Here is a 16,157-nt window from a genome sequence, read left to right as displayed (position 1 = left end):
CTCAGCCCTCCCTCGCCGCCGCGCACACGGCCCGGCAGATCCTTGCCACATCGTCGTCGCCGGTCACGTACGGAGGCATCGTGTACACGAGATCGCGGAACGGGCGCAGCCAGACGCCCTCGCGCACCGCGGCCCGTGTGGCGGCCTCCATGTCGATCTCGTGGTCGAGCTGCACCACGCCGATCGCCCCCAGCACCCGGACGTCCCGTACGCCCGGAGTGCCGGCGGCCTCCGCCAGCCCCTGGCGCAGTCCGGTGCCGATCCGTTTCACCTCCAGCTCCCAGTCCTGGCCCAGCAGGAGATCGACGGAGGCACAGGCCACCGCCGAGGCGAGTGGATTGCCCATGAACGTCGGTCCGTGCGCGAGCACCGGAACATCCCCGGTCGAGATGCCCTCCGCCACCCGGGAGGTGCACAGCGTCGCGGCGAGCGTCAGATAGCCCCCGGTCAGCGCCTTGCCGACGCACATGACGTCAGGGGAGACCCCGGCGTGCCCCGCCGCGAACAGCTGCCCGGTACGGCCGAAACCCGTGGCGATCTCGTCGAACACCAGCAGCACGTCATTCGCGTCGCACGCCTCGCGGAGCACCCGCAGATACGCGGGGGAGTGGAAGCGCATCCCACCCGCCCCCTGCACCACGGGCTCCACGATCACCGCCGCCGTCTCGTCGGCGTGCGCGGTCACCAGCTCGCGCAGATGCCTCACGTAGGTCTCGTCGGGCTCGGCGTCGAAGCCGTCCGGAGGGGCGTCCGCGAAGATCTGCCGGGGGAGGGACCCCGACCACAGCTCGTGCATCCCGCCCTCGGGGTCGCACACCGACATCGGCTGCCAGGTGTCCCCGTGATAGCCGCCGCGCCACGTCAGCAGCCGTTGTTTGGCGGGCCGCCCCGCCGAACGCCAGTACTGCAGGCACATCTTCACCGCGACCTCGACGGAGACCGACCCGGAGTCGGCGAGGAAGACGTGCTGCAGCGGCTCAGGAGTGATCTCCACCAGCCGGGTCGCCAGGCGGACGGCGGGCTCGTGGGTGAGCCCGCCGAACATCACATGGCTCATCCGGTCCAGCTGACCGCGGGCGGCCTCGTTGAGCACCGGATGGTTGTAGCCATGGACCGCGGACCACCAGGACGACATGCCGTCCACCAACTCGTGCTGCCCGTGGGAGGGTTCGGCGAGCCGCAGGCGCACCCCGGACGCGGACTCCACGACCAGCGGCTCCTGCCGGCCCGGCATCGGGCCGTAGGGATGCCAGACATGGGCCCGGTCCAGGGCGCGGAGTTCGGCGGGGCGGAGCGGATCAGGCATTGGGCGCGAGGTCCGTCCCGGTACCACGACGGCGGACCGTCACCAGATCCGTACGCGCCGCCAGGGCCTCGGACGGCTCCGGAGCGGCCTCGGCGGGGTCGCCGCACGGAGCGCAGCCGCCCTCATGCGAACCGCAGCCGCCGCCGGCCGGGGCGCGGTGCCCGGGAAGCGTCGTGGTGTCCGCCCCCTCCACCTCGAAACCGGCGTCCGCGATCATGTCGAGGTCGGACTGGCCCGACTGGCCCTCGGTGGTCAGGTAGTCACCCAGGAAGATCGAGTTGACCAGGTTCAGCGCCAGCGGCTGCATCGAACGCAGATGGACCTCACGGCCGCCCGCGAGCCGCACCTCGACGTCCGGGCAGACGAACCGGACCATCGCCAGGATGCGGAGGCACCGCTGAGGAGTGAGGTGCCACTCCTTGGCGAGCGGGGTGCCCTCGATCGGGATCAGGAAGTTGACCGGCACCGAGTCGGGGTCCAGGTCGCGCAGCGCGAACACGACATCCACCAGATCGGCGTCGCTCTCCCCCATCCCGGCGATCAGCCCCGAGCACGCCGAGAGGCCGGCGGCCTGGGCCTGCTGCACGGTGTCCACCCGGTCGGCGTACGTGTGGGTCGTCGTGATCTGCCCGTACGTCCCCTCCGAGGTGTTGAGGTTGTGGTTGTACGCGTCCGCGCCCGCGGACCTCAGCCGGTCGGCCTGGCCCTGCGAGAGCAGACCGAGGCACGCACACACCTCGACGTCCTCGTGCTGCTCCTTGATCGCCTCGATCGTCCGAGACACCCGGTCGACGTCCCGGTCCGTCGGCCCCCGGCCGCTCGCCACCAGGCAGACCCGCTTGGCGCCGCCGGCCACCCCCGCGGCGGCGGCCTTCGTGGCCTCGTCCGGTTTCAGCCAGGTGTACTTGAGGATGCCGGCCTCGGAACCGAGCCGCTGCGAACAGTACGAGCAGTCCTCGGGGCAGAGCCCGGACTTCAGGTTCACCAGATAGTTGAGCTTCACGCGCCGCCCGAACCACTGACGGCGTACCTTCCCGGCCGCGGCCACCACGTCGAGCAGTTCGTCGTCGGACGTCGCCAGCACGGCGAGCGCTTCGTCACGGGTCGGCAGTTCGCGCCGCAGCCCCTTGTCCACCAGCGTCTTCAGCAGGTCCATGGCCTTGATCCTGACGTACGGCACCGTCATCGGCCAAGGAGGAACCGGACAGCAGAGCCGGTCGAAGCTGTGTGTATTGCCACACCCTGGCCTGTTGCGCACCCGGTTAGGGTCTGTGAGCTGCCTACAAAAAGGGACCCGCTCATGTCCTACGCCCCGTTCGACTGGACCGACGACGAGGCCCGGCGCCGTGCCGACGCCGGACTCGTCCGGACGCTGCGCCCCCGGCCCGCCCGGACGGAGATGCTGGACCTCGCGAGCAACGACTACCTGGGACTGAGCCGGCACCCCGAGGTCACCTCGGCCGCCGCCGAGGCGGCACGCACATGGGGCGGGGGCGCCACCGGCTCACGCCTCGTCACGGGCTCCACCGCGCTGCACGCCGAACTCGAACGCGAACTCGCCGACTTCTGCGGATTCGAAGACGCCCTGGTGTTCTCGTCCGGTTACGCGGCCAACCTGGCCGCCCTCACGGCGCTCACCGGACACGACTCGTTGATCGTGTCCGACGCGGGCAACCACGCCTCGATCGTGGACGGCTGCCGCCTCGCCCGGGCCGCCACCGCCGTCGTGCCGCACGCGGTCCCGGAGGCGGCGCGAAAGGCGCTCCACGACCACGACGGGCGGACGCTGGCCGTGACCGACTCCGTCTTCTCGGTGGACGGGGACGCCGCCCCGCTGACAGCACTCGCCGGCGTCTGCCGCGACACCGGCGCGGCCCTCCTCGTGGACGACGCGCACGGACTGGGTGTCCTGGGCGAGGGCGGGCGCGGCGCGCTCGCGGCCGCCGGACTGGCGGGCGGCGAGGGGGTCGTCGCCACCCTCACCCTCTCCAAGTCGCTCGGCAGCCAGGGCGGAGCGGTGCTCGGCCCGGCCCGGGTCATCCGCCATCTGGTCAACACGGCCCGCACGTTCATCTTCGACACCGGTCTCGCCCCGGCATCCGTCGGCGCGGCCCTGGGCGCTCTGCGGCTGCTGCGCCGCGAACCCGGACGTGCGGCGAGGGCCGGGGAGGTCGCCCTCGAGCTGTACGGCCGGCTCACGGCGGCCGGACTGACCGCCGTGCGCCCCGAAGCCGCCGTCGTCTCGGTCCGCGCGCCCTCGGCGGAGTCCGCGGTGAGGTGGGCGGCCGACTGCCGCACGGCGGGTCTCGCGGTGGGATGCTTCCGGCCGCCGTCGGTGCCTGACGGGATCTCCCGGCTGAGGCTGACAGCCCGGGCGGACCTGACGCGAGATCAGGTCAGGGCCGCGGTGGGCACCATCCTCTCCGCCGCGCCGGGGCCCGTCAGCTGACCTGGCGGCCGTCCAGTCCGGCGACGAAGGACGTCCACGCCGTCTCGGAGAAGCGAAGCGGCGGAATGGACGTGTCCTTGGAGTCCCGTACGGCCAGCTCTTCGTCGCCGGCCGGCGCTGTCTCCACGCAGTTGTTCATTCCGGTACTGCGGCTGCTGCGCCGCCACCTGGTCGCGGGCTGTGCGAGACGGTCGGACATCGTGGTCCCCTCGGGCAGTCTGAAGCTTCGGCCTGATCACCGCGGCCTATTGCGGTGATCAGGTCCAGCGAACACTCCGGCGACAGCGCGTGAGCCTGCATCGTGCGGAAGGCCGAGCTGTACGCCTCAAGGTCTTCTTTCCGCTCCAGATAGAGACTACTCGTCAAATGGTCAAGAACGACCACGTCTAGATCAGAAGTGGTCGGAAATGAAAAAATTACAAAGGGGCCTGTCAGGCCGACATAGCTCCCGGCTTCGAACGGCAGTAATTGGAGCGTCACGTGCGGGAGTCGGGCGACCTGCGAGAGATGGAGCAGCTGCTCCGCCATGACCCGTGGGCCGCCGACCCCTCGCCGTAACACGGCCTCGTCGAGTACGGCGCTGAGCCGCAGTGGCCTGGATGCGTGAAGGACACTCTGGCGGGCGAGTCTGACCTCCACCAGGGAATCGAGCTGTGCGGGCGGCAGTCCGTCCAGCGAGGACCGGGTCACCGCCCGGGCGTAGTCGGCGGTCTGCAGCAGGCCCGGGACCACGGAGGTCTCCAGCGTGCGGGCGGCGTCGGCCTGGGACTCCAGGCTGATGAAGTCGCGGTACTGGGGCGGGATGAGACCGCGATACGCGTGCCACCACCCGCTCCCGCCACCGCCCGCCGAGCCGGCGAGCGTCCGGAGCAGGGAGCGCAACTGACGGTCGTCCACGCCGTAGGCGTCCAGGAGGCGGGTCACGTCACCGGGCGTCACGCCGCTCGCCCCCGTCTCGATCCGGCTCACCTTCGACTGGTGCCAGCCCAGCATCGCGGCGGCGTCCCGGCTCGTCAGTCCCGACGTGTGACGCAGGCCGCGCAGCTCCTCCCCGAGCTTGCGACGGCGTACCGCAGGGCCGTTCCGCATGACGGCCTCCTCCCGTTGTACGGAGAGCCGCCCCCGGGCGGGTCCGGCTCGGAAAGGAGCCAGTGTTACGCCCGGACACGGCCCAGGGGGCGGAGTTCACCGTAATGAGCGATAGATATATGCATATCTTGGTGGATCGCCGTCATGGCGGGCCGTATCGGTGACAGTCTGGCGCGAAGCACAATCCAGGCCGGGCACGGGCCGGTCAGGGCGGGAAAGGGACGGCGTCGCCATGGCAGACCATCAGGAAGCAACCGTCACTCTGCCGAGCGATCCGGCCTCGGTCTCCACGGCCCGGAGACATGTGGCCCGGGTACTCGCCGAATGGGGCCTGGCCGAGGACGACGACACCGCCGAGACCATCCGGCTGATCGTCTCGGAGCTCGCCACCAACGCCGTCCAGCACACCTTCGGGCAGTCACCGACCTTCACGGTGGACCTCCGCCTCGACCGGGACGTGGAGTTCTGTCTCGGCGTGACGGACAGCCACCCCCGCTGGCCCCAGCGGCTGCCCGCCGCGGTCCGGCAGGACAACGGCCGCGGCATGGTGATCATCCGCGCCCTGACGAAGGAGCACGGCGGGCGGCTCAGCGTCAGCCCCACCCCGGACGGGGGCAAGACCGTGTCGGTCGCCATGCCATGGCCGGCTACCGCCCGGGCCTGACACCGTCGGGCAGGCCGCCCGAGCGGGGGGCGGGCGGGTCGTGCGGTGCGCGGGCAGTGCGGGGCGGGCGGGCGGGCCGTGCGGGCTGTGTGGCCCAAAGCCCCTCACACGGCGGAAGCCCGGCCGAACCCGCTGCGCAGCAGGGCCATCAGCGTCGTCGCCGCCGCGGTGTTCTGGTCGCCCCGGTGTGCCACTGAGATCGTCCGCCGGAAGGCGGCTGGTTCCAGGCGCCGGACGGCGAGCGGCGCAGGAGACATCGCGGCCACCATCTCCGGCACCACCGCCACGCCGATCCCCGCGCTGACCAGCGCGCACACCAGTGCGTAACCGGGCGACTCGCACACCACGGCGGGGGTGGCCCCCGCCTCCGCCAGCGCACGCTCCACCCCGCGTCGCGGTGGATGGCCGGGCGCGCTGCTGATCAGCGGGCGGCCCGCGAGTTCGGCCACGGGCAGCGGGCCGCTGCCTTCGGACAGCTTCTGCCCGAGCGCGGTGACCAGCACCAACTCCTCGACGAGCAGTGGCTCGGCGCGGACCCCCGCCGGGAGCGGGTCGGCGACCGCGGGTTCGTAGGCGTGGGTCAGCGCCAGGTCCACGTCGCCGGCCGCCACGGCGGCGACACCGGCGGGCGGCTCGTAGTCCGTGACGGCCAGTTCCACATCGGGGTGGGCGCGCCGGAACGCGGTGAGCACCGGTGGCAGCAGATGGATCCCGGCCGTCACGAACGTGCCGACTCGCAGCCGGCCGCCCGACAGCCCTGCGAGCCCGGCCAGCTCGTGCCGCGCCTGGTCCATCTCGTCCAGGACGCGTCTCGCCCGCGCCGCCAGCAGCTCACCGGCGGCCGTCAGCCGCGCGCCGCGGTGGTGGCGGACGAGGAGCGTGGCTCCGGTCTCCTTCTCCAGCTTGGCCAGCTGCTGAGAGAGGGCGGGCGCGGTGTATCCCAGCCGCGCCGCCGCCCGCGTGATCGATCCGGCCTCGGACACCGCCACCAGCGCGGCCAGTCGCGTCGGGTCATACATTAAGCATTCCTTTTGGCAGACCCAGAAGATTGCAAGTACATGCTAAGGGCCGCCATCGGTCAGGGTGGACCCATGGACGCACAACTGCTCGCCTTCGTCGCCGTGGCCGCGGGGATGGTGGCCCTTCCCGGCGCCGACTTCACCGTGGTCGTACGCAACGCGCTCGCATCCCGGCGGTCCGGGCTCGCCACGGCCCTGGGAGTCGCCGGAGGGCTTGTGGTGCACACCGCGCTGGCCGCGGCCGGGCTCGCCGCCGTGCTCGTGACGGTGCCCGCCCTGTTCCGCACCGTCCAGCTGCTCGGCGGCGCGTACGTCCTCTACCTCGGGCTCAGCGGCCTGTACGCGATGCGCCGACGGGCCACCGTCACCACCGCTGCCGAGGACGAGAGCGAGGGCAGGACGTCGCCGGGGGCCGGAAGGTCACTGCGCCAGGGGTTTCTGACCAACGCCCTCAACCCGAAGGCGCCCGTACTCTTCCTCAGCCTGCTGCCCCAGTTCGTCCCCGAAGGGCAGCCGCCCCTGCCCAGGACCCTGCTGCTGGCCTCGGTGGTCGTCCTGCTCGCGCTCGTCTGGTTCCCGGCCGTCGCCCTGCTGGTGGACCGCCTGGGCCGGTGGCTGCGCCGGCCGCGTGCCACCCGGGTGATCGAGGGTGGCAGCGGCACGGCGCTCACCGCGTTGGGACTCGTGCTGGTGACGGGTCCTCTGCTGCACTGAACGGAGGAGGGAGGGACCTCAGCGGACCCTCCCGTACAGGACGTTGCCGGACCAGATCTTCTCCAGCCGGACCACCGCACCGGTCTTCGGCGAGTGCCAGATCTTCCCGCTGCCGGCGTAGATGCCCACGTGGTACACACTGCGGCCCGCGTGGAAAAAGACCAGGTCGCCGCGTTGCCGCTGCGACCTGGAGATATGGCGGGTCTTGTTGTACTGCTGCTGAGCCGTGCGGGGTAGTTTCTTGCCGGCCTTCTTGAACGAGTAGAGCGTGAGCCCGGAACAGTCGAACCTGTGCGGGCCCGTGGCGCCCCATCTGTACGGGGCCCCCTTCTTCGAGGCCGCGATCTTGAGCGCCGTCGTCGAGTGGGCGGCGGCCTCGGCGTCGTTCACGAGACCTGGGGCCATCATGGTGGTGCCTACGGCGAATGTCAGAACCGAGGCCGTACCGACCCGGGCGAACAGAGACGAGACATGAACCTGCGCAGTCATGCGCAACCCTTCGTCAGCCGCCTGTGAAGGATGACCTGTCGGGTTCGGGCTGGCGAAGTTGCCCGGCCGCGCGAAGCGGCTTCACCCCGAGGGCCGTCCGGAACTCCGGTCGGCCCGTTGTGCTCGGGTCCTCCACTCCTGCCGATCCACTCCTGTCGACCAGGCATCCGGACGGCGGCAGGACTCGGCGTCCGCCCGGACCGCCCCGCCGCGGTGGCGGGGGCTTGTCGTCCCAGGGATCTTTACGCACGCGCCGCCGGATTTCCTCGCTGAAGTGGCGATATGTGAGAGTCGTCACGACTGATCCGATCGGGTGGACGGGGTCGGTCCCGAGTCGGAACGGCCGCACCGGACCAGCCGCGCACCAGCGACGGAACAACAGATTCCGCTCAGTGTCCGCGCTTGTCGCGCAAGTTGGGCTGTCCCTCGCGCGGGGGACCTTCTACGCCGATCGAGGGAGGGAAACTCGTCAGGCCGCCGGGCGTGTCGGAAAGTGGCGCCGAAAAGCGTGTGCGGCGGCCGAGTCGGGCGCCGGAGCGCTCAACTCGGTGACGCGGGAGGCACGGCGACCCGCCCGGCGCGACGCTCACCGTCCAGGAGCCGCAGTGCCCTGGCCAGAGTGTCCGCGTGGATCTGTGACTCACCCCGCTCGTGCATCAGGACGAGTGCGTCACGGAGGGCGGTGGCCCGGGACGCGAGAGCCTGAGCCGCCCGGAGCGCCCCGTACGTGTCGCTGCCGCGGGCGGGGTTGATGCGGCCCAGCTGGTCGAGCACCTCCAGGTAGCAGTCGATGAACTCGGCCTCCGCGCGGGTCAGGGCGGGGAGCGGCGGGAACTGGGGTGAGAGCATCGGGCGTTCACCTCGCGGGATGCGGCGGCTGGGACGGCGTGCGGTTCTCCACGACGTGGTCCACCAGCCCGAACGCCAGGGCGGCCGGTGCGTCGAGGATGGTGTCCCGTTCGATGGCTGCGCTGATCTCTTGTGTGGAACGGCCGGTGTGACGGGCGAGCATGACCGTGAGCATCTCGCGCTCCCGCTCCAACTCGCGGGCTTGGATCGCGAGATCGGAGGGCTGGCCCTGCACCGGCTCGTCCAGGACGGGTTGCTGAATGACTACCCGGGCGCCCGGCAGGGCATGTCGGTGTCCGGGCGTGCCGGCCGCGAGCAGGACCGCGGCGCTCGAACCCGCCTGGCCGAGGCAGAAGGTCTCCACCCCGCAGGCGAGGAAGTGCATGGTGTCGTAGATCGCGGTCATGGCGTTGAAGGAGCCGCCGGGCGAGTTGATGTAGAGGGAGAGCGGCCGGTCAGGATCCGCGTGCTCCAGATACATGAACTGCGCGATCAGGTCGGTCGCCGCGGTGTCGTCGACCGGGGTGCCGAGGAAGACGATCCGCTCGGACAGCAGCTTCGAGTACGGATCCATGCTCCGGGAGCCGTAGGCGGTGCGCTCGGTGAACTCGGGCAGGACGTAGCGGGCGGCGGGACGGAACATGGCGATGCCTCTCCTCGGACCACAGCGACTCGAAGTGCGTCAAAAATGTACAGGACGTACAGGAGGTTAAGATGGGGGTATGGCCTACGAGATTCCGGTGACGCAAGCCCGGGCGGAGCTCGCCGAACTGATCAACCGCGTCGTCTACGGGGGGGAACGAGTCGTGGTGACACGGCACGGGAAGCCCCTGGTGGCCCTGGTTTCGGCTGCTGACCTGCAACGACTGGAGAGCGACGAGGCGGCGGCGCGGGAGGTGGCCGCCGGTGAGCAGGTGATCAGTTCGGTCTCCTCGTTCCGTTCCGTGTCGTCCGCTCAAGGCGAACAGCACCGCTTCGGACTCGCGGCGGAGCACCGCGGTCACGAGGACCGGAACCGCTGACGCCGTCCGCGGGGGACCGCGCTGCCGTGGAACCGCGAAAAGGCCGAGCCCCCGCCTGTCCTGGCGGGGGCTCGGCTCGTCCGGGAGCGTCCTTCAGTCCGTGAGGACCGGTTCGCGGCGCCGGGCGGGGAGGCCGGCCGCGCTGTCCGCGTCCGGCTGCCTGCGGCCGCCGATCAGCACGGCCGCAAGGCCCAGAACGGCCCAGACCGTCAGGGTCAGTGCGGCCCCGCCCGCCGCGGCGCCGTCGAAGAAGGCCACCGACCTCAGCAGCGATCCGCCCGCGCCCGGCGGGAGCCACTGGCCGATAGCGCCGACCGGTTCGGGGAGCAGCTCCGGCGCGCTCGTGACGCCCGAGAAGGAATTGCCGAGCAGCACCATCAGCAGCGCGCCCACGCCGATGCCCTTCGAGCCGAACAGGGCCGCCAGACCTCCGACGCCGGAGGAGATGGCGAGCACGGTGAGTCCGACGACGCCGGCCTCCGACCACCAGTCGCCTGCCACCACGCCCAGCCAGCTGTGGGTGACGGCCGTGGCGGCGATGCCCACCAGTCCCGCCGCGCCGACAAGGGCCACTGCCGCCCCGGTGCCGCGCAGCCGCAGGACGGTCACCAGCGCCCCGGCGGCGACACCGGCGAGTGCCAGCGGGAGGATGCTCGCGCCGAGCGCCGCGCCGCGCGGATCCGCCTCGGGCGCGGCGACGACATCCGTGACCGGTACGGCCGTTCCCGGCGGAGCCGCCCCCTTGGCCGCCTCGGTCAGCAACTGGGAGACGACGGGGCTCGCCGCCGAGGCGGTGAGCAGCCGGGGGCCCTCTTCGGTGACGACGACGGCGCCGTATACGACCCGGTCCTCGATCGCGCCGCGGGCCGCGGCCTCGTCGTCGTAACGGTGGATCTCGAAGGCTCCCGCGCGCTGTTCGAACTGCTGTTGTAGCTGGTCGACCGCCGCTGCGGGGCCCGCGACACCCACGGGCAGCTCGCGCGGGGCGATCCGGGCTGCCGGCCAGGAGAACGCCCAGAGGCTGATTGTCACGATCAGGGGGACGAGGAGGACGACGGCGATCGCGCGGCGGTTCGGCGCAGCAGGCATGACGGCTGCCTCAATTCAAAGAGAAGGATCGTTCGTTTTAGGATGTACGGCCACTGTCTCCCCGGCTCGGACACTTGTCAAGAAGGAACGTTCGTTTTAGGTTTGGGCGCATGGCACGTGTATCCCAGGAGCACCTCGACGCCCGCCGTCGGCAGATCCTCGCCGGCGCCGCGCGCTGCTTCGCCGGCAACGGCTTCCACGGCACATCGATGCAGGACGTGCTGAAGGAGGTCGGGCTGTCGGCCGGAGCCGTCTACCGCTACTTCGCGGGCAAGGAGGACCTGATCGCGGCCATCGCCGACGAGGCGTTCCGCTCCATCCGGAGCGCCTTCGAGGAGGCTGCGGAGCTCACCCCGCCCCCCACTCCCGACGTGCTGCTCGGCAGGGTGCTGCGGGGGGTCTTCGAGGGGCAGATCTACGGGATGGAGCGCCGCGCGTGCGCCGCGCTCATCGTCCAGGTGTGGGCCGAGACCCTGCGCAACGACCAGTTGGCGAGGACGCTCGGGGAGGGCTACGCCGGCATGCGTGCGGCCTGGGCGAAGCTGGTGGACGCCTACCGGGCGGCGGGCCTCATGCGCTCCGACGTTCCCGCCGACGACGTCGCCCGCACCATGATCGCCACCGCTCAGGGATTCATGGCCCAGGAGGCTCTGTTCGGTGGCGTCGAACCCGCCGTCCTGGAGAACGGGTTGCGCGGGCTGATGTCCATGGACCGGTCAAAGATCAGTTAACGCGCCGGAAAAACTTCCGCCCTAACGTGCAATACCTGGTCGCGGAATCCTCTTCATCGTTCAACAGAGTGTTGAAGGCGGGATAGGGTCCCGCTGCGTCCGGGGCAGGTACCGGGCGGGAGACGAAGAGGGTGGAAGCGTGCAACTGACTCCGCACGAACAAGAACGCCTGCTCATCCACGTGGCGGCCGATGTCGCCGAGAAGCGCAGGGTGCGCGGCCTGCGGCTGAATCACCCCGAGGCGATCGCGCTGATCACGTCGCACCTTCTGGAAGGCGCCCGCGACGGCCGGACCGTGGCCGAACTGATGGCCTCGGGAAGGAAGGTCCTCACCCGCGACGACGTCATGGACGGCATCCCCGAGATGATCCACGACGTCCAGGTCGAGGCCACCTTCCCGGACGGCACCAAGCTCGTCACCGTCCACGAACCGATCGTCTGACGGGGGGACGGCCGATGATTCCCGGAGAGATCCTGTTCGCTCAGGGGCGGATCGCGCTCAACGAGGGGCGCCCCACCACCCGTCTCACCGTCCTCAACGCCGCTGACCGCCCCGTCCAGGTCGGCTCGCACTACCACTTCGCCGAGGCCAACCCCGGCCTGGAATTCGACCGCCGCGCCGCCCGCGGTCTGCGGCTGAACATCGCCGCCGGAACCGCTGTGCGCTTCGAACCCGGCATTCCCGTCGATGTCGAACTCGTCCCGCTCGCAGGTCTGCGCACCGTCCCCGGACTGCGCGGCGACACCGGAGGTTCCCTCGATGCCTGAGCTCAGCCGCCCCGTGTACGCCGACCTGTTCGGGCCCACCACCGGTGACCGCGTCCGGCTCGCCGACACCGACCTCGTCGTCGAGATCGAGGAGGACCGCTCCGGCGGCCCCGGACTGGCCGGTGACGAGGCGGTGTTCGGCGGCGGCAAGGTGATCCGCGAATCGATGGGGCAGGCGCGGACCACCCGCGCCGAAGGGGCACCCGACACCGTCATCACCGGTGGCGTCATCATCGACCACTGGGGCGTCGTCAAGGCCGACATAGGCATCCGTGACGGCCGGATCACCGGTATCGGCAAGGCCGGGAACCCGGACACGATGGACGGCGTCCACCCCGAACTGGTCATCGGCCCCGAGACCGAGATCATCGCGGGCAACGGCAAGTTCGTCACCGCCGGTGCCATCGACGCGCATGTCCACTTCATCTCGCCGACCCTCCTCGACCAGGCGCTCTCCTCGGGGATCACCACGCTCGTCGGCGGCGGCACGGGACCGGCCGAGGGGACCAAGGCCACGACGATCACTCCAGGCCCCTGGCACCTTGCCCGGATGTTCGAGGCGCTCGAGGCGTACCCGGTCAACATCGGTCTGCTCGGCAAGGGCAACACGATGTCGCGGGAGGCCATGCACTCCCAGCTGCGCGCGGGTGCACTCGGGTTCAAGATCCACGAGGACTGGGGTGCGACCCCCGCCGTCATCGACGCCTGCCTGAGCGTGTGCGAGGAGACCGGAGCCCAGCTCGCCATCCACACGGACACGCTCAACGAGGCCGGATTCGTCGCCGACACGCTGGCAGCCATCGCGGGGCGCTCCATCCACGCGTACCACACCGAAGGCGCGGGCGGAGGGCACGCTCCCGACATCATCAGTGTGGTCTCGGAGCCCTACGTCCTGCCCAGCTCCACCAACCCGACCCGGCCGCACACCGTCAACACCATCGAGGAACACCTCGACATGCTGATGGTCTGCCATCACCTCAACCCCACGGTGCCGGAGGACCTCGCCTTCGCCGAGTCCCGGATCCGGCCCTCGACCATCGCGGCCGAGGACATCCTCCACGACCTCGGAGCCATCTCGATCATCTCCTCGGACTCCCAGGCGATGGGCCGCATCGGCGAGGTCATCCTGCGTACCTGGCAGACCGCCCATGTGATGAAGAGGCGGCGCGGAGCCCTTCCGGGCGACGGCCCCGCCGACAACCACCGGGCACGTCGCTATGTCGCCAAATACACGATCAACCCTGCGGTGGCGCAGGGGCTGGACCGGGAGATCGGCTCCGTGGAGAGCGGCAAGCTCGCCGATCTCGTGCTGTGGGACCCGGCGTTCTTCGGCGTCAAACCACAGACCGTGATCAAGGGCGGCCAGATCGCCTACGCGCAGATGGGCGACGCCAACGCATCGATCCCCACCCCGCAGCCGGTCATGCCGCGCCCGATGTTCGGCGCCGTGGGCCGCGCACCCTCGGCCAACTCCCTCAACTTCGTCTCCGCCGCCGCCGTCGAGGCCGGGCTGCCCGAACGGCTCGGACTCGGCAAGGAGTTCGTGCCGATCACCAGCACCCGTGGCGTCACCAAGGCGGACATGCGGGAGAACGACGCCCTGCCCCGGGTCCATGTCGACCCCGACAGCTTCGCCGTCACCATCGACGGAGATCCGGTCGAGCCCGCTCCCGCCGCCGAACTCCCCATGGCCCAGCGGTACTTCCTTTTCTGAGGGCAGGACAGCACTTCATGACGACGCGCGCAGCCCTGCTGGTCCTCGCCGACGGCCGGTTCCCCGCAGGCGGGCACGCCCACTCCGGGGGTGCCGAACCGGCCGTCAAGGCGGGACGCATCCGGAACGCCGAGGACCTGGCGGACTTCTGCCTGGGCCGGCTTCACACCACCGGGCTCACCTCCGCCGCCCTGGCCGCCGCGGCCGCCCACGGCCTGGACCCGCTCGCCCTCGACGAGGCCGCCGACGCCCGGACGCCCTCGCCGGCACTCAGGAACGTCGCCCGCAAGCTCGGCCGGCAGCTGATGAGGGCGGCGCGAGCCACCTGGCCCAGCGCCGAGCTGGCAGCGCTGGCCGCAGCCCGGCCGCGCGGCGCCCACCAGCCCGTCGTCCTCGGGCTCACGGCACGGGCAGCCGGCCTCGAACCCGCCGACGCCGCACACTGCGTCGCCTACGAAGCGGTCAGCGGCCCGGCCACGGCGGTGGTCCGTCTGCTGTCCCTGGACCCCTTCGAGGCCACCGCGGTCCTCGCCCGGCTCGCGCCCGACCTCGACCGGGTCGCCGAACAGGCCGCAGACGCCGCCCGGCACGGCATCGACGCCCTGCCCGCCGCCTCCGCCCCGCTGCTCGACATCTCCGCCGAGGCCCACGCTGCCTGGCCCGTCCGCCTGTTCGCGTCCTGAACCCCGCGAGCCCAGCCCACCGTCCTCACCAGGAGCCGCACCCATGCATCTCGATCACACACACAACGGCCCGGCCGCCGTCAGCGCCGACGCCACCCGCCCCGACGGGACCCGCCGCGCGCTCCGGATCGGCCTGGGAGGACCTGTCGGCTCGGGCAAGACGGCCACCGTCGCCGCCCTCTGCCGGGCACTGCGGGACCGGATCTCCATAGCCGTCGTCACCAACGACATCTACACCCGCGAGGACGCCGCCTTCCTGCTCCGCAACGCGGTGCTGCCGCCCGAGCGCATCCAGGCCGTCGAGACCGGCGCCTGCCCGCACACCGCGATCCGCGACGACATCTCGGCCAACCTCGAGGCGGTCGAGGACCTCGAGGCCTCACTGGGCCCCCTCGACCTCATCCTCGTCGAATCGGGCGGCGACAACCTCACCGCCACCTTCTCCAAGGGTCTCGTCGACGCACAGGTCTTCGTGATCGACGTCGCGGGCGGTGACGACATCCCCCGCAAGGGCGGTCCCGGCGTCACCACCGCCGACCTGCTCGTCATCAACAAGACCGACCTCGCCCCCTACGTCGGCTCCGACCTGGGCAGGATGGCCCGCGACGCCGCGGAACAGCGCGGTCACCTCCCCGTGGTGTTCACTTCCCTGACCGGCGCCGACGGTGTCGGGCCCATAGCCGACTGGGTGCGGGCCCGGCTCGCGGACTGGACCGCATGAGCGTCACGGCCACCGCCCGGATCACGGGACGCGCCGACGAGAACGGATCCACCGTGCTGCCGGTCCTCGAGAGCGAGGGCCCGCTCGCCCTGCGCCGGACCAGGTCCCCGGATCCCGCGTACGCGCGTGTCACCGTGGTCGGCGCCATGAGCGCCCCCCTCGGCGGGGACCGGCTCGCGATCGAGGCCCGGGCGGAGGACGGCGCACGGGTGACGGTGGACTCCGCCGCCGCCACCGTGGCGCTTCCCGGGGCCGGGCCGGACACCGGCCCCGCCTCGTACGACGTGCGGCTGAGCGTGGGGGAGGGGGCCGAACTCCACTGGCTTCCCGAACAGATCGTCTCCGCGCACGGCAGCGATCTCGCCATGACCACCCGGGCCGAACTCGCCGGAACCGCACGCCTGGTGCTCCGTGAGGAACAGGTCCTGGGCCGGCACGGCGAAACCACCGGCCGGCTCACGACGCGTCTGACCGTACGGAGAGCCGGCCGCCTGCTGCTCGACCAGCAACTGTCCTACGGGCCGGGAGCGTCAGGAGGCTGGGACGGCCCGGCCGTCCTGGGCGGCCACCGCGCCGTCGGGCAGCTGCTCGTCGTCGACCCCGCGTTCGATGACGGCCCTCCCGCCCCGCGGCTGCTCGGCCCCGCCGCCGCCCTCACCCCGCTGGCCGGGCCCGCCGTCCTGGTGACGGCGCTCGCCGCCGATGCGCGGCTGCTGCGCGCGGTGCTGGACGAGGCGTTGGAGGGCGTGCTGAGGGAGACAAAAGCCCTTCGGGAGCCGTGAGTTCGCTCAGCGGGACAGGGGCTCCGGTTATTGGTTCGGTAAAGAAACACGCGTACGCCCTGTTCTCA

At 71.3% G+C, this 16,157-nt stretch carries 20 protein-coding genes and 1 riboswitch; of the genes, 11 read left to right on the top strand and 9 right to left on the bottom strand.

Annotation, left to right across the window (positions count from 1 at the left end; translation table 11 throughout):
* Window position 1: 1 nt before the first annotated feature.
* Together ACZ32T_RS29155 and bioB are read right to left on the bottom strand one after the other, a co-directional pair.
* The gene (locus ACZ32T_RS29155) at window positions 2-1,306 is read right to left on the bottom strand and encodes an adenosylmethionine--8-amino-7-oxononanoate transaminase (protein ID WP_467369914.1); all 1,305 of its coding nucleotides are present in this window, start codon (window positions 1,304-1,306) and stop codon (window positions 2-4) included.
* Window positions 1,299-2,462 carry a biotin synthase BioB gene (gene bioB / locus ACZ32T_RS29150; RefSeq protein WP_467370025.1) on the bottom strand — a complete coding sequence of 388 codons (1,164 nt, stop codon included), beginning with the start codon at window positions 2,460-2,462 and terminating at the stop codon, window positions 1,299-1,301. The genes ACZ32T_RS29155 and bioB overlap by 8 nt, the downstream gene beginning before the upstream one ends.
* A gap of 144 nt (window positions 2,463-2,606) precedes the next feature.
* Here bioB and ACZ32T_RS29145 point away from each other — a divergent pair, with 144 nt between their 5' ends.
* A complete protein-coding gene (locus ACZ32T_RS29145) occupies window positions 2,607-3,755 on the top strand; it encodes an 8-amino-7-oxononanoate synthase (RefSeq protein ID WP_467369912.1) in 1,149 nt (382 codons plus the stop codon).
* Here the strand turns inward: ACZ32T_RS29145 and ACZ32T_RS29140 are convergent.
* Complete coding sequence (locus tag ACZ32T_RS29140; RefSeq protein WP_467369910.1) at window positions 3,748-3,882, bottom strand: DUF397 domain-containing protein; 135 nt, start codon at window positions 3,880-3,882, stop codon at window positions 3,748-3,750. The genes ACZ32T_RS29145 and ACZ32T_RS29140 overlap by 8 nt on opposite strands.
* Window positions 3,883-3,890: 8 nt before the next feature.
* The gene (locus ACZ32T_RS29135) at window positions 3,891-4,844 is read right to left on the bottom strand and encodes a helix-turn-helix domain-containing protein (RefSeq protein WP_467369908.1); all 954 of its coding nucleotides are present in this window, start codon (window positions 4,842-4,844) and stop codon (window positions 3,891-3,893) included.
* Between the two features lie 232 nt (window positions 4,845-5,076).
* Between ACZ32T_RS29135 and ACZ32T_RS29130 the strand changes: the two genes are divergently transcribed.
* Window positions 5,077-5,508, top strand: coding sequence for an ATP-binding protein (locus ACZ32T_RS29130; RefSeq protein ID WP_467369906.1), 432 nt, complete (start codon window positions 5,077-5,079; stop codon window positions 5,506-5,508).
* 104 nt (window positions 5,509-5,612) lie between these two features.
* Here ACZ32T_RS29130 and ACZ32T_RS29125 read toward each other — a convergent pair whose 3' ends face one another.
* The gene (locus tag ACZ32T_RS29125) at window positions 5,613-6,527 is read right to left on the bottom strand and encodes a LysR family transcriptional regulator (protein WP_467369904.1); all 915 of its coding nucleotides are present in this window, start codon (window positions 6,525-6,527) and stop codon (window positions 5,613-5,615) included.
* 72 nt (window positions 6,528-6,599) lie between these two features.
* Here ACZ32T_RS29125 and ACZ32T_RS29120 point away from each other — a divergent pair, with 72 nt between their 5' ends.
* Window positions 6,600-7,241 carry a LysE family translocator gene (locus tag ACZ32T_RS29120; RefSeq protein ID WP_467271162.1) on the top strand — a complete coding sequence of 214 codons (642 nt, stop codon included), beginning with the start codon at window positions 6,600-6,602 and terminating at the stop codon, window positions 7,239-7,241.
* Between the two features lie 18 nt (window positions 7,242-7,259).
* Here ACZ32T_RS29120 and ACZ32T_RS29115 read toward each other — a convergent pair whose 3' ends face one another.
* The 3 genes from ACZ32T_RS29115 to ACZ32T_RS29105 form a co-directional block, all read right to left on the bottom strand.
* Window positions 7,260-7,730 carry a C40 family peptidase gene (locus ACZ32T_RS29115; protein ID WP_467369902.1) on the bottom strand — a complete coding sequence of 157 codons (471 nt, stop codon included), beginning with the start codon at window positions 7,728-7,730 and terminating at the stop codon, window positions 7,260-7,262.
* Between the two features lie 3 nt (window positions 7,731-7,733).
* A riboswitch (cyclic di-AMP (ydaO/yuaA leader) is annotated at window positions 7,734-7,906 on the bottom strand.
* 364 nt (window positions 7,907-8,270) lie between these two features.
* A complete protein-coding gene (locus ACZ32T_RS29110) occupies window positions 8,271-8,579 on the bottom strand; it encodes a hypothetical protein (protein WP_467271158.1) in 309 nt (102 codons plus the stop codon).
* A 7-nt stretch (window positions 8,580-8,586) separates the two neighbouring features.
* Entirely contained in the window at window positions 8,587-9,222 is a 636-nt protein-coding gene (locus ACZ32T_RS29105) for an ATP-dependent Clp protease proteolytic subunit (protein ID WP_467369899.1), read from the bottom strand.
* A 79-nt stretch (window positions 9,223-9,301) separates the two neighbouring features.
* On the opposite strand from ACZ32T_RS29105, the gene ACZ32T_RS29100 reads away from it, so the two are divergent.
* Window positions 9,302-9,601: a type II toxin-antitoxin system Phd/YefM family antitoxin gene (locus tag ACZ32T_RS29100; RefSeq protein WP_467271155.1), complete on the top strand. Its 300-nt coding sequence runs from the start codon at window positions 9,302-9,304 to the stop codon at window positions 9,599-9,601.
* Between the two features lie 93 nt (window positions 9,602-9,694).
* On the opposite strand, the gene ACZ32T_RS29095 is transcribed toward ACZ32T_RS29100, so the two are convergent.
* On the bottom strand, window positions 9,695-10,690 hold the full coding sequence (locus tag ACZ32T_RS29095) for an ABC-2 transporter permease (RefSeq protein WP_467271153.1): 996 nt from the start codon (window positions 10,688-10,690) through the stop codon (window positions 9,695-9,697).
* A 110-nt stretch (window positions 10,691-10,800) separates the two neighbouring features.
* Here ACZ32T_RS29095 and ACZ32T_RS29090 point away from each other — a divergent pair, with 110 nt between their 5' ends.
* The 7 genes from ACZ32T_RS29090 to ACZ32T_RS29060 all read left to right on the top strand — a co-directional run bounded on the left by ACZ32T_RS29090 (window position 10,801) and on the right by ACZ32T_RS29060 (window position 16,089).
* Complete coding sequence (locus ACZ32T_RS29090) at window positions 10,801-11,421, top strand: TetR/AcrR family transcriptional regulator (protein ID WP_467271151.1); 621 nt, start codon at window positions 10,801-10,803, stop codon at window positions 11,419-11,421.
* Window positions 11,422-11,560: 139 nt separating this feature from the next.
* The gene (locus ACZ32T_RS29085; protein ID WP_467369897.1) at window positions 11,561-11,863 is read left to right on the top strand and encodes an urease subunit gamma; all 303 of its coding nucleotides are present in this window, start codon (window positions 11,561-11,563) and stop codon (window positions 11,861-11,863) included.
* 14 nt (window positions 11,864-11,877) lie between these two features.
* Window positions 11,878-12,189 (top strand): urease subunit beta, encoded by a 312-nt coding sequence (locus ACZ32T_RS29080; protein WP_467369896.1) that lies wholly within the window; start codon window positions 11,878-11,880, stop codon window positions 12,187-12,189.
* Window positions 12,182-13,903, top strand: coding sequence for an urease subunit alpha (locus ACZ32T_RS29075; protein WP_467369894.1), 1,722 nt, complete (start codon window positions 12,182-12,184; stop codon window positions 13,901-13,903). Before ACZ32T_RS29080 ends, ACZ32T_RS29075 begins: the two co-directional genes overlap by 8 nt.
* A gap of 17 nt (window positions 13,904-13,920) precedes the next feature.
* Window positions 13,921-14,586, top strand: a complete 666-nt coding sequence (locus ACZ32T_RS29070; RefSeq protein ID WP_467271146.1) for an urease accessory protein UreF — start codon at window positions 13,921-13,923, stop codon at window positions 14,584-14,586.
* Window positions 14,587-14,629: 43 nt separating this feature from the next.
* Window positions 14,630-15,307: an urease accessory protein UreG gene (ureG, locus tag ACZ32T_RS29065; RefSeq protein ID WP_467271145.1), complete on the top strand. Its 678-nt coding sequence runs from the start codon at window positions 14,630-14,632 to the stop codon at window positions 15,305-15,307.
* Window positions 15,304-16,089: an urease accessory protein UreD gene (locus ACZ32T_RS29060; RefSeq protein ID WP_467369892.1), complete on the top strand. Its 786-nt coding sequence runs from the start codon at window positions 15,304-15,306 to the stop codon at window positions 16,087-16,089. Before ureG ends, ACZ32T_RS29060 begins: the two co-directional genes overlap by 4 nt.
* Window positions 16,090-16,157: the final 68 nt, after the last annotated feature.

The sequence above is a fragment of the Streptomyces sp. NPDC023573 genome (assembly GCF_055559735.1).
This window is presented reverse-complemented; position numbering and strand designations above follow the sequence as displayed.

Excerpts from the sequence above, each read along its gene's own strand:
- ACZ32T_RS29075 (WP_467369894.1), top strand. The coding sequence starts at position 12,182 with ATGCCTGAGCTCAGCCGCCCCGTGTACGCCGACCTGTTCGGGCCCACC.
- ACZ32T_RS29130 (WP_467369906.1), top strand. The coding sequence starts at position 5,077 with ATGGCAGACCATCAGGAAGCAACCGTCACTCTGCCGAGCGATCCGGCC.
- ACZ32T_RS29135 (WP_467369908.1), bottom strand. The coding sequence starts at position 4,844 with ATGCGGAACGGCCCTGCGGTACGCCGTCGCAAGCTCGGGGAGGAGCTG.
- ACZ32T_RS29060 (WP_467369892.1), top strand. The coding sequence starts at position 15,304 with ATGAGCGTCACGGCCACCGCCCGGATCACGGGACGCGCCGACGAGAAC.
- ACZ32T_RS29120 (WP_467271162.1), top strand. The coding sequence starts at position 6,600 with ATGGACGCACAACTGCTCGCCTTCGTCGCCGTGGCCGCGGGGATGGTG.
- ACZ32T_RS29110 (WP_467271158.1), bottom strand. The coding sequence starts at position 8,579 with ATGCTCTCACCCCAGTTCCCGCCGCTCCCCGCCCTGACCCGCGCGGAG.
- ACZ32T_RS29070 (WP_467271146.1), top strand. The coding sequence starts at position 13,921 with ATGACGACGCGCGCAGCCCTGCTGGTCCTCGCCGACGGCCGGTTCCCC.
- ACZ32T_RS29145 (WP_467369912.1), top strand. The coding sequence starts at position 2,607 with ATGTCCTACGCCCCGTTCGACTGGACCGACGACGAGGCCCGGCGCCGT.
- ACZ32T_RS29105 (WP_467369899.1), bottom strand. The coding sequence starts at position 9,222 with ATGTTCCGTCCCGCCGCCCGCTACGTCCTGCCCGAGTTCACCGAGCGC.
- ACZ32T_RS29100 (WP_467271155.1), top strand. The coding sequence starts at position 9,302 with ATGGCCTACGAGATTCCGGTGACGCAAGCCCGGGCGGAGCTCGCCGAA.
- ACZ32T_RS29115 (WP_467369902.1), bottom strand. The coding sequence starts at position 7,730 with ATGACTGCGCAGGTTCATGTCTCGTCTCTGTTCGCCCGGGTCGGTACG.
- ACZ32T_RS29155 (WP_467369914.1), bottom strand. The coding sequence starts at position 1,306 with ATGCCTGATCCGCTCCGCCCCGCCGAACTCCGCGCCCTGGACCGGGCC.
- ACZ32T_RS29090 (WP_467271151.1), top strand. The coding sequence starts at position 10,801 with ATGGCACGTGTATCCCAGGAGCACCTCGACGCCCGCCGTCGGCAGATC.
- ACZ32T_RS29080 (WP_467369896.1), top strand. The coding sequence starts at position 11,878 with ATGATTCCCGGAGAGATCCTGTTCGCTCAGGGGCGGATCGCGCTCAAC.
- ACZ32T_RS29125 (WP_467369904.1), bottom strand. The coding sequence starts at position 6,527 with ATGTATGACCCGACGCGACTGGCCGCGCTGGTGGCGGTGTCCGAGGCC.
- ACZ32T_RS29095 (WP_467271153.1), bottom strand. The coding sequence starts at position 10,690 with ATGCCTGCTGCGCCGAACCGCCGCGCGATCGCCGTCGTCCTCCTCGTC.
- bioB (WP_467370025.1), bottom strand. The coding sequence starts at position 2,462 with ATGGACCTGCTGAAGACGCTGGTGGACAAGGGGCTGCGGCGCGAACTG.
- ureG (WP_467271145.1), top strand. The coding sequence starts at position 14,630 with ATGCATCTCGATCACACACACAACGGCCCGGCCGCCGTCAGCGCCGAC.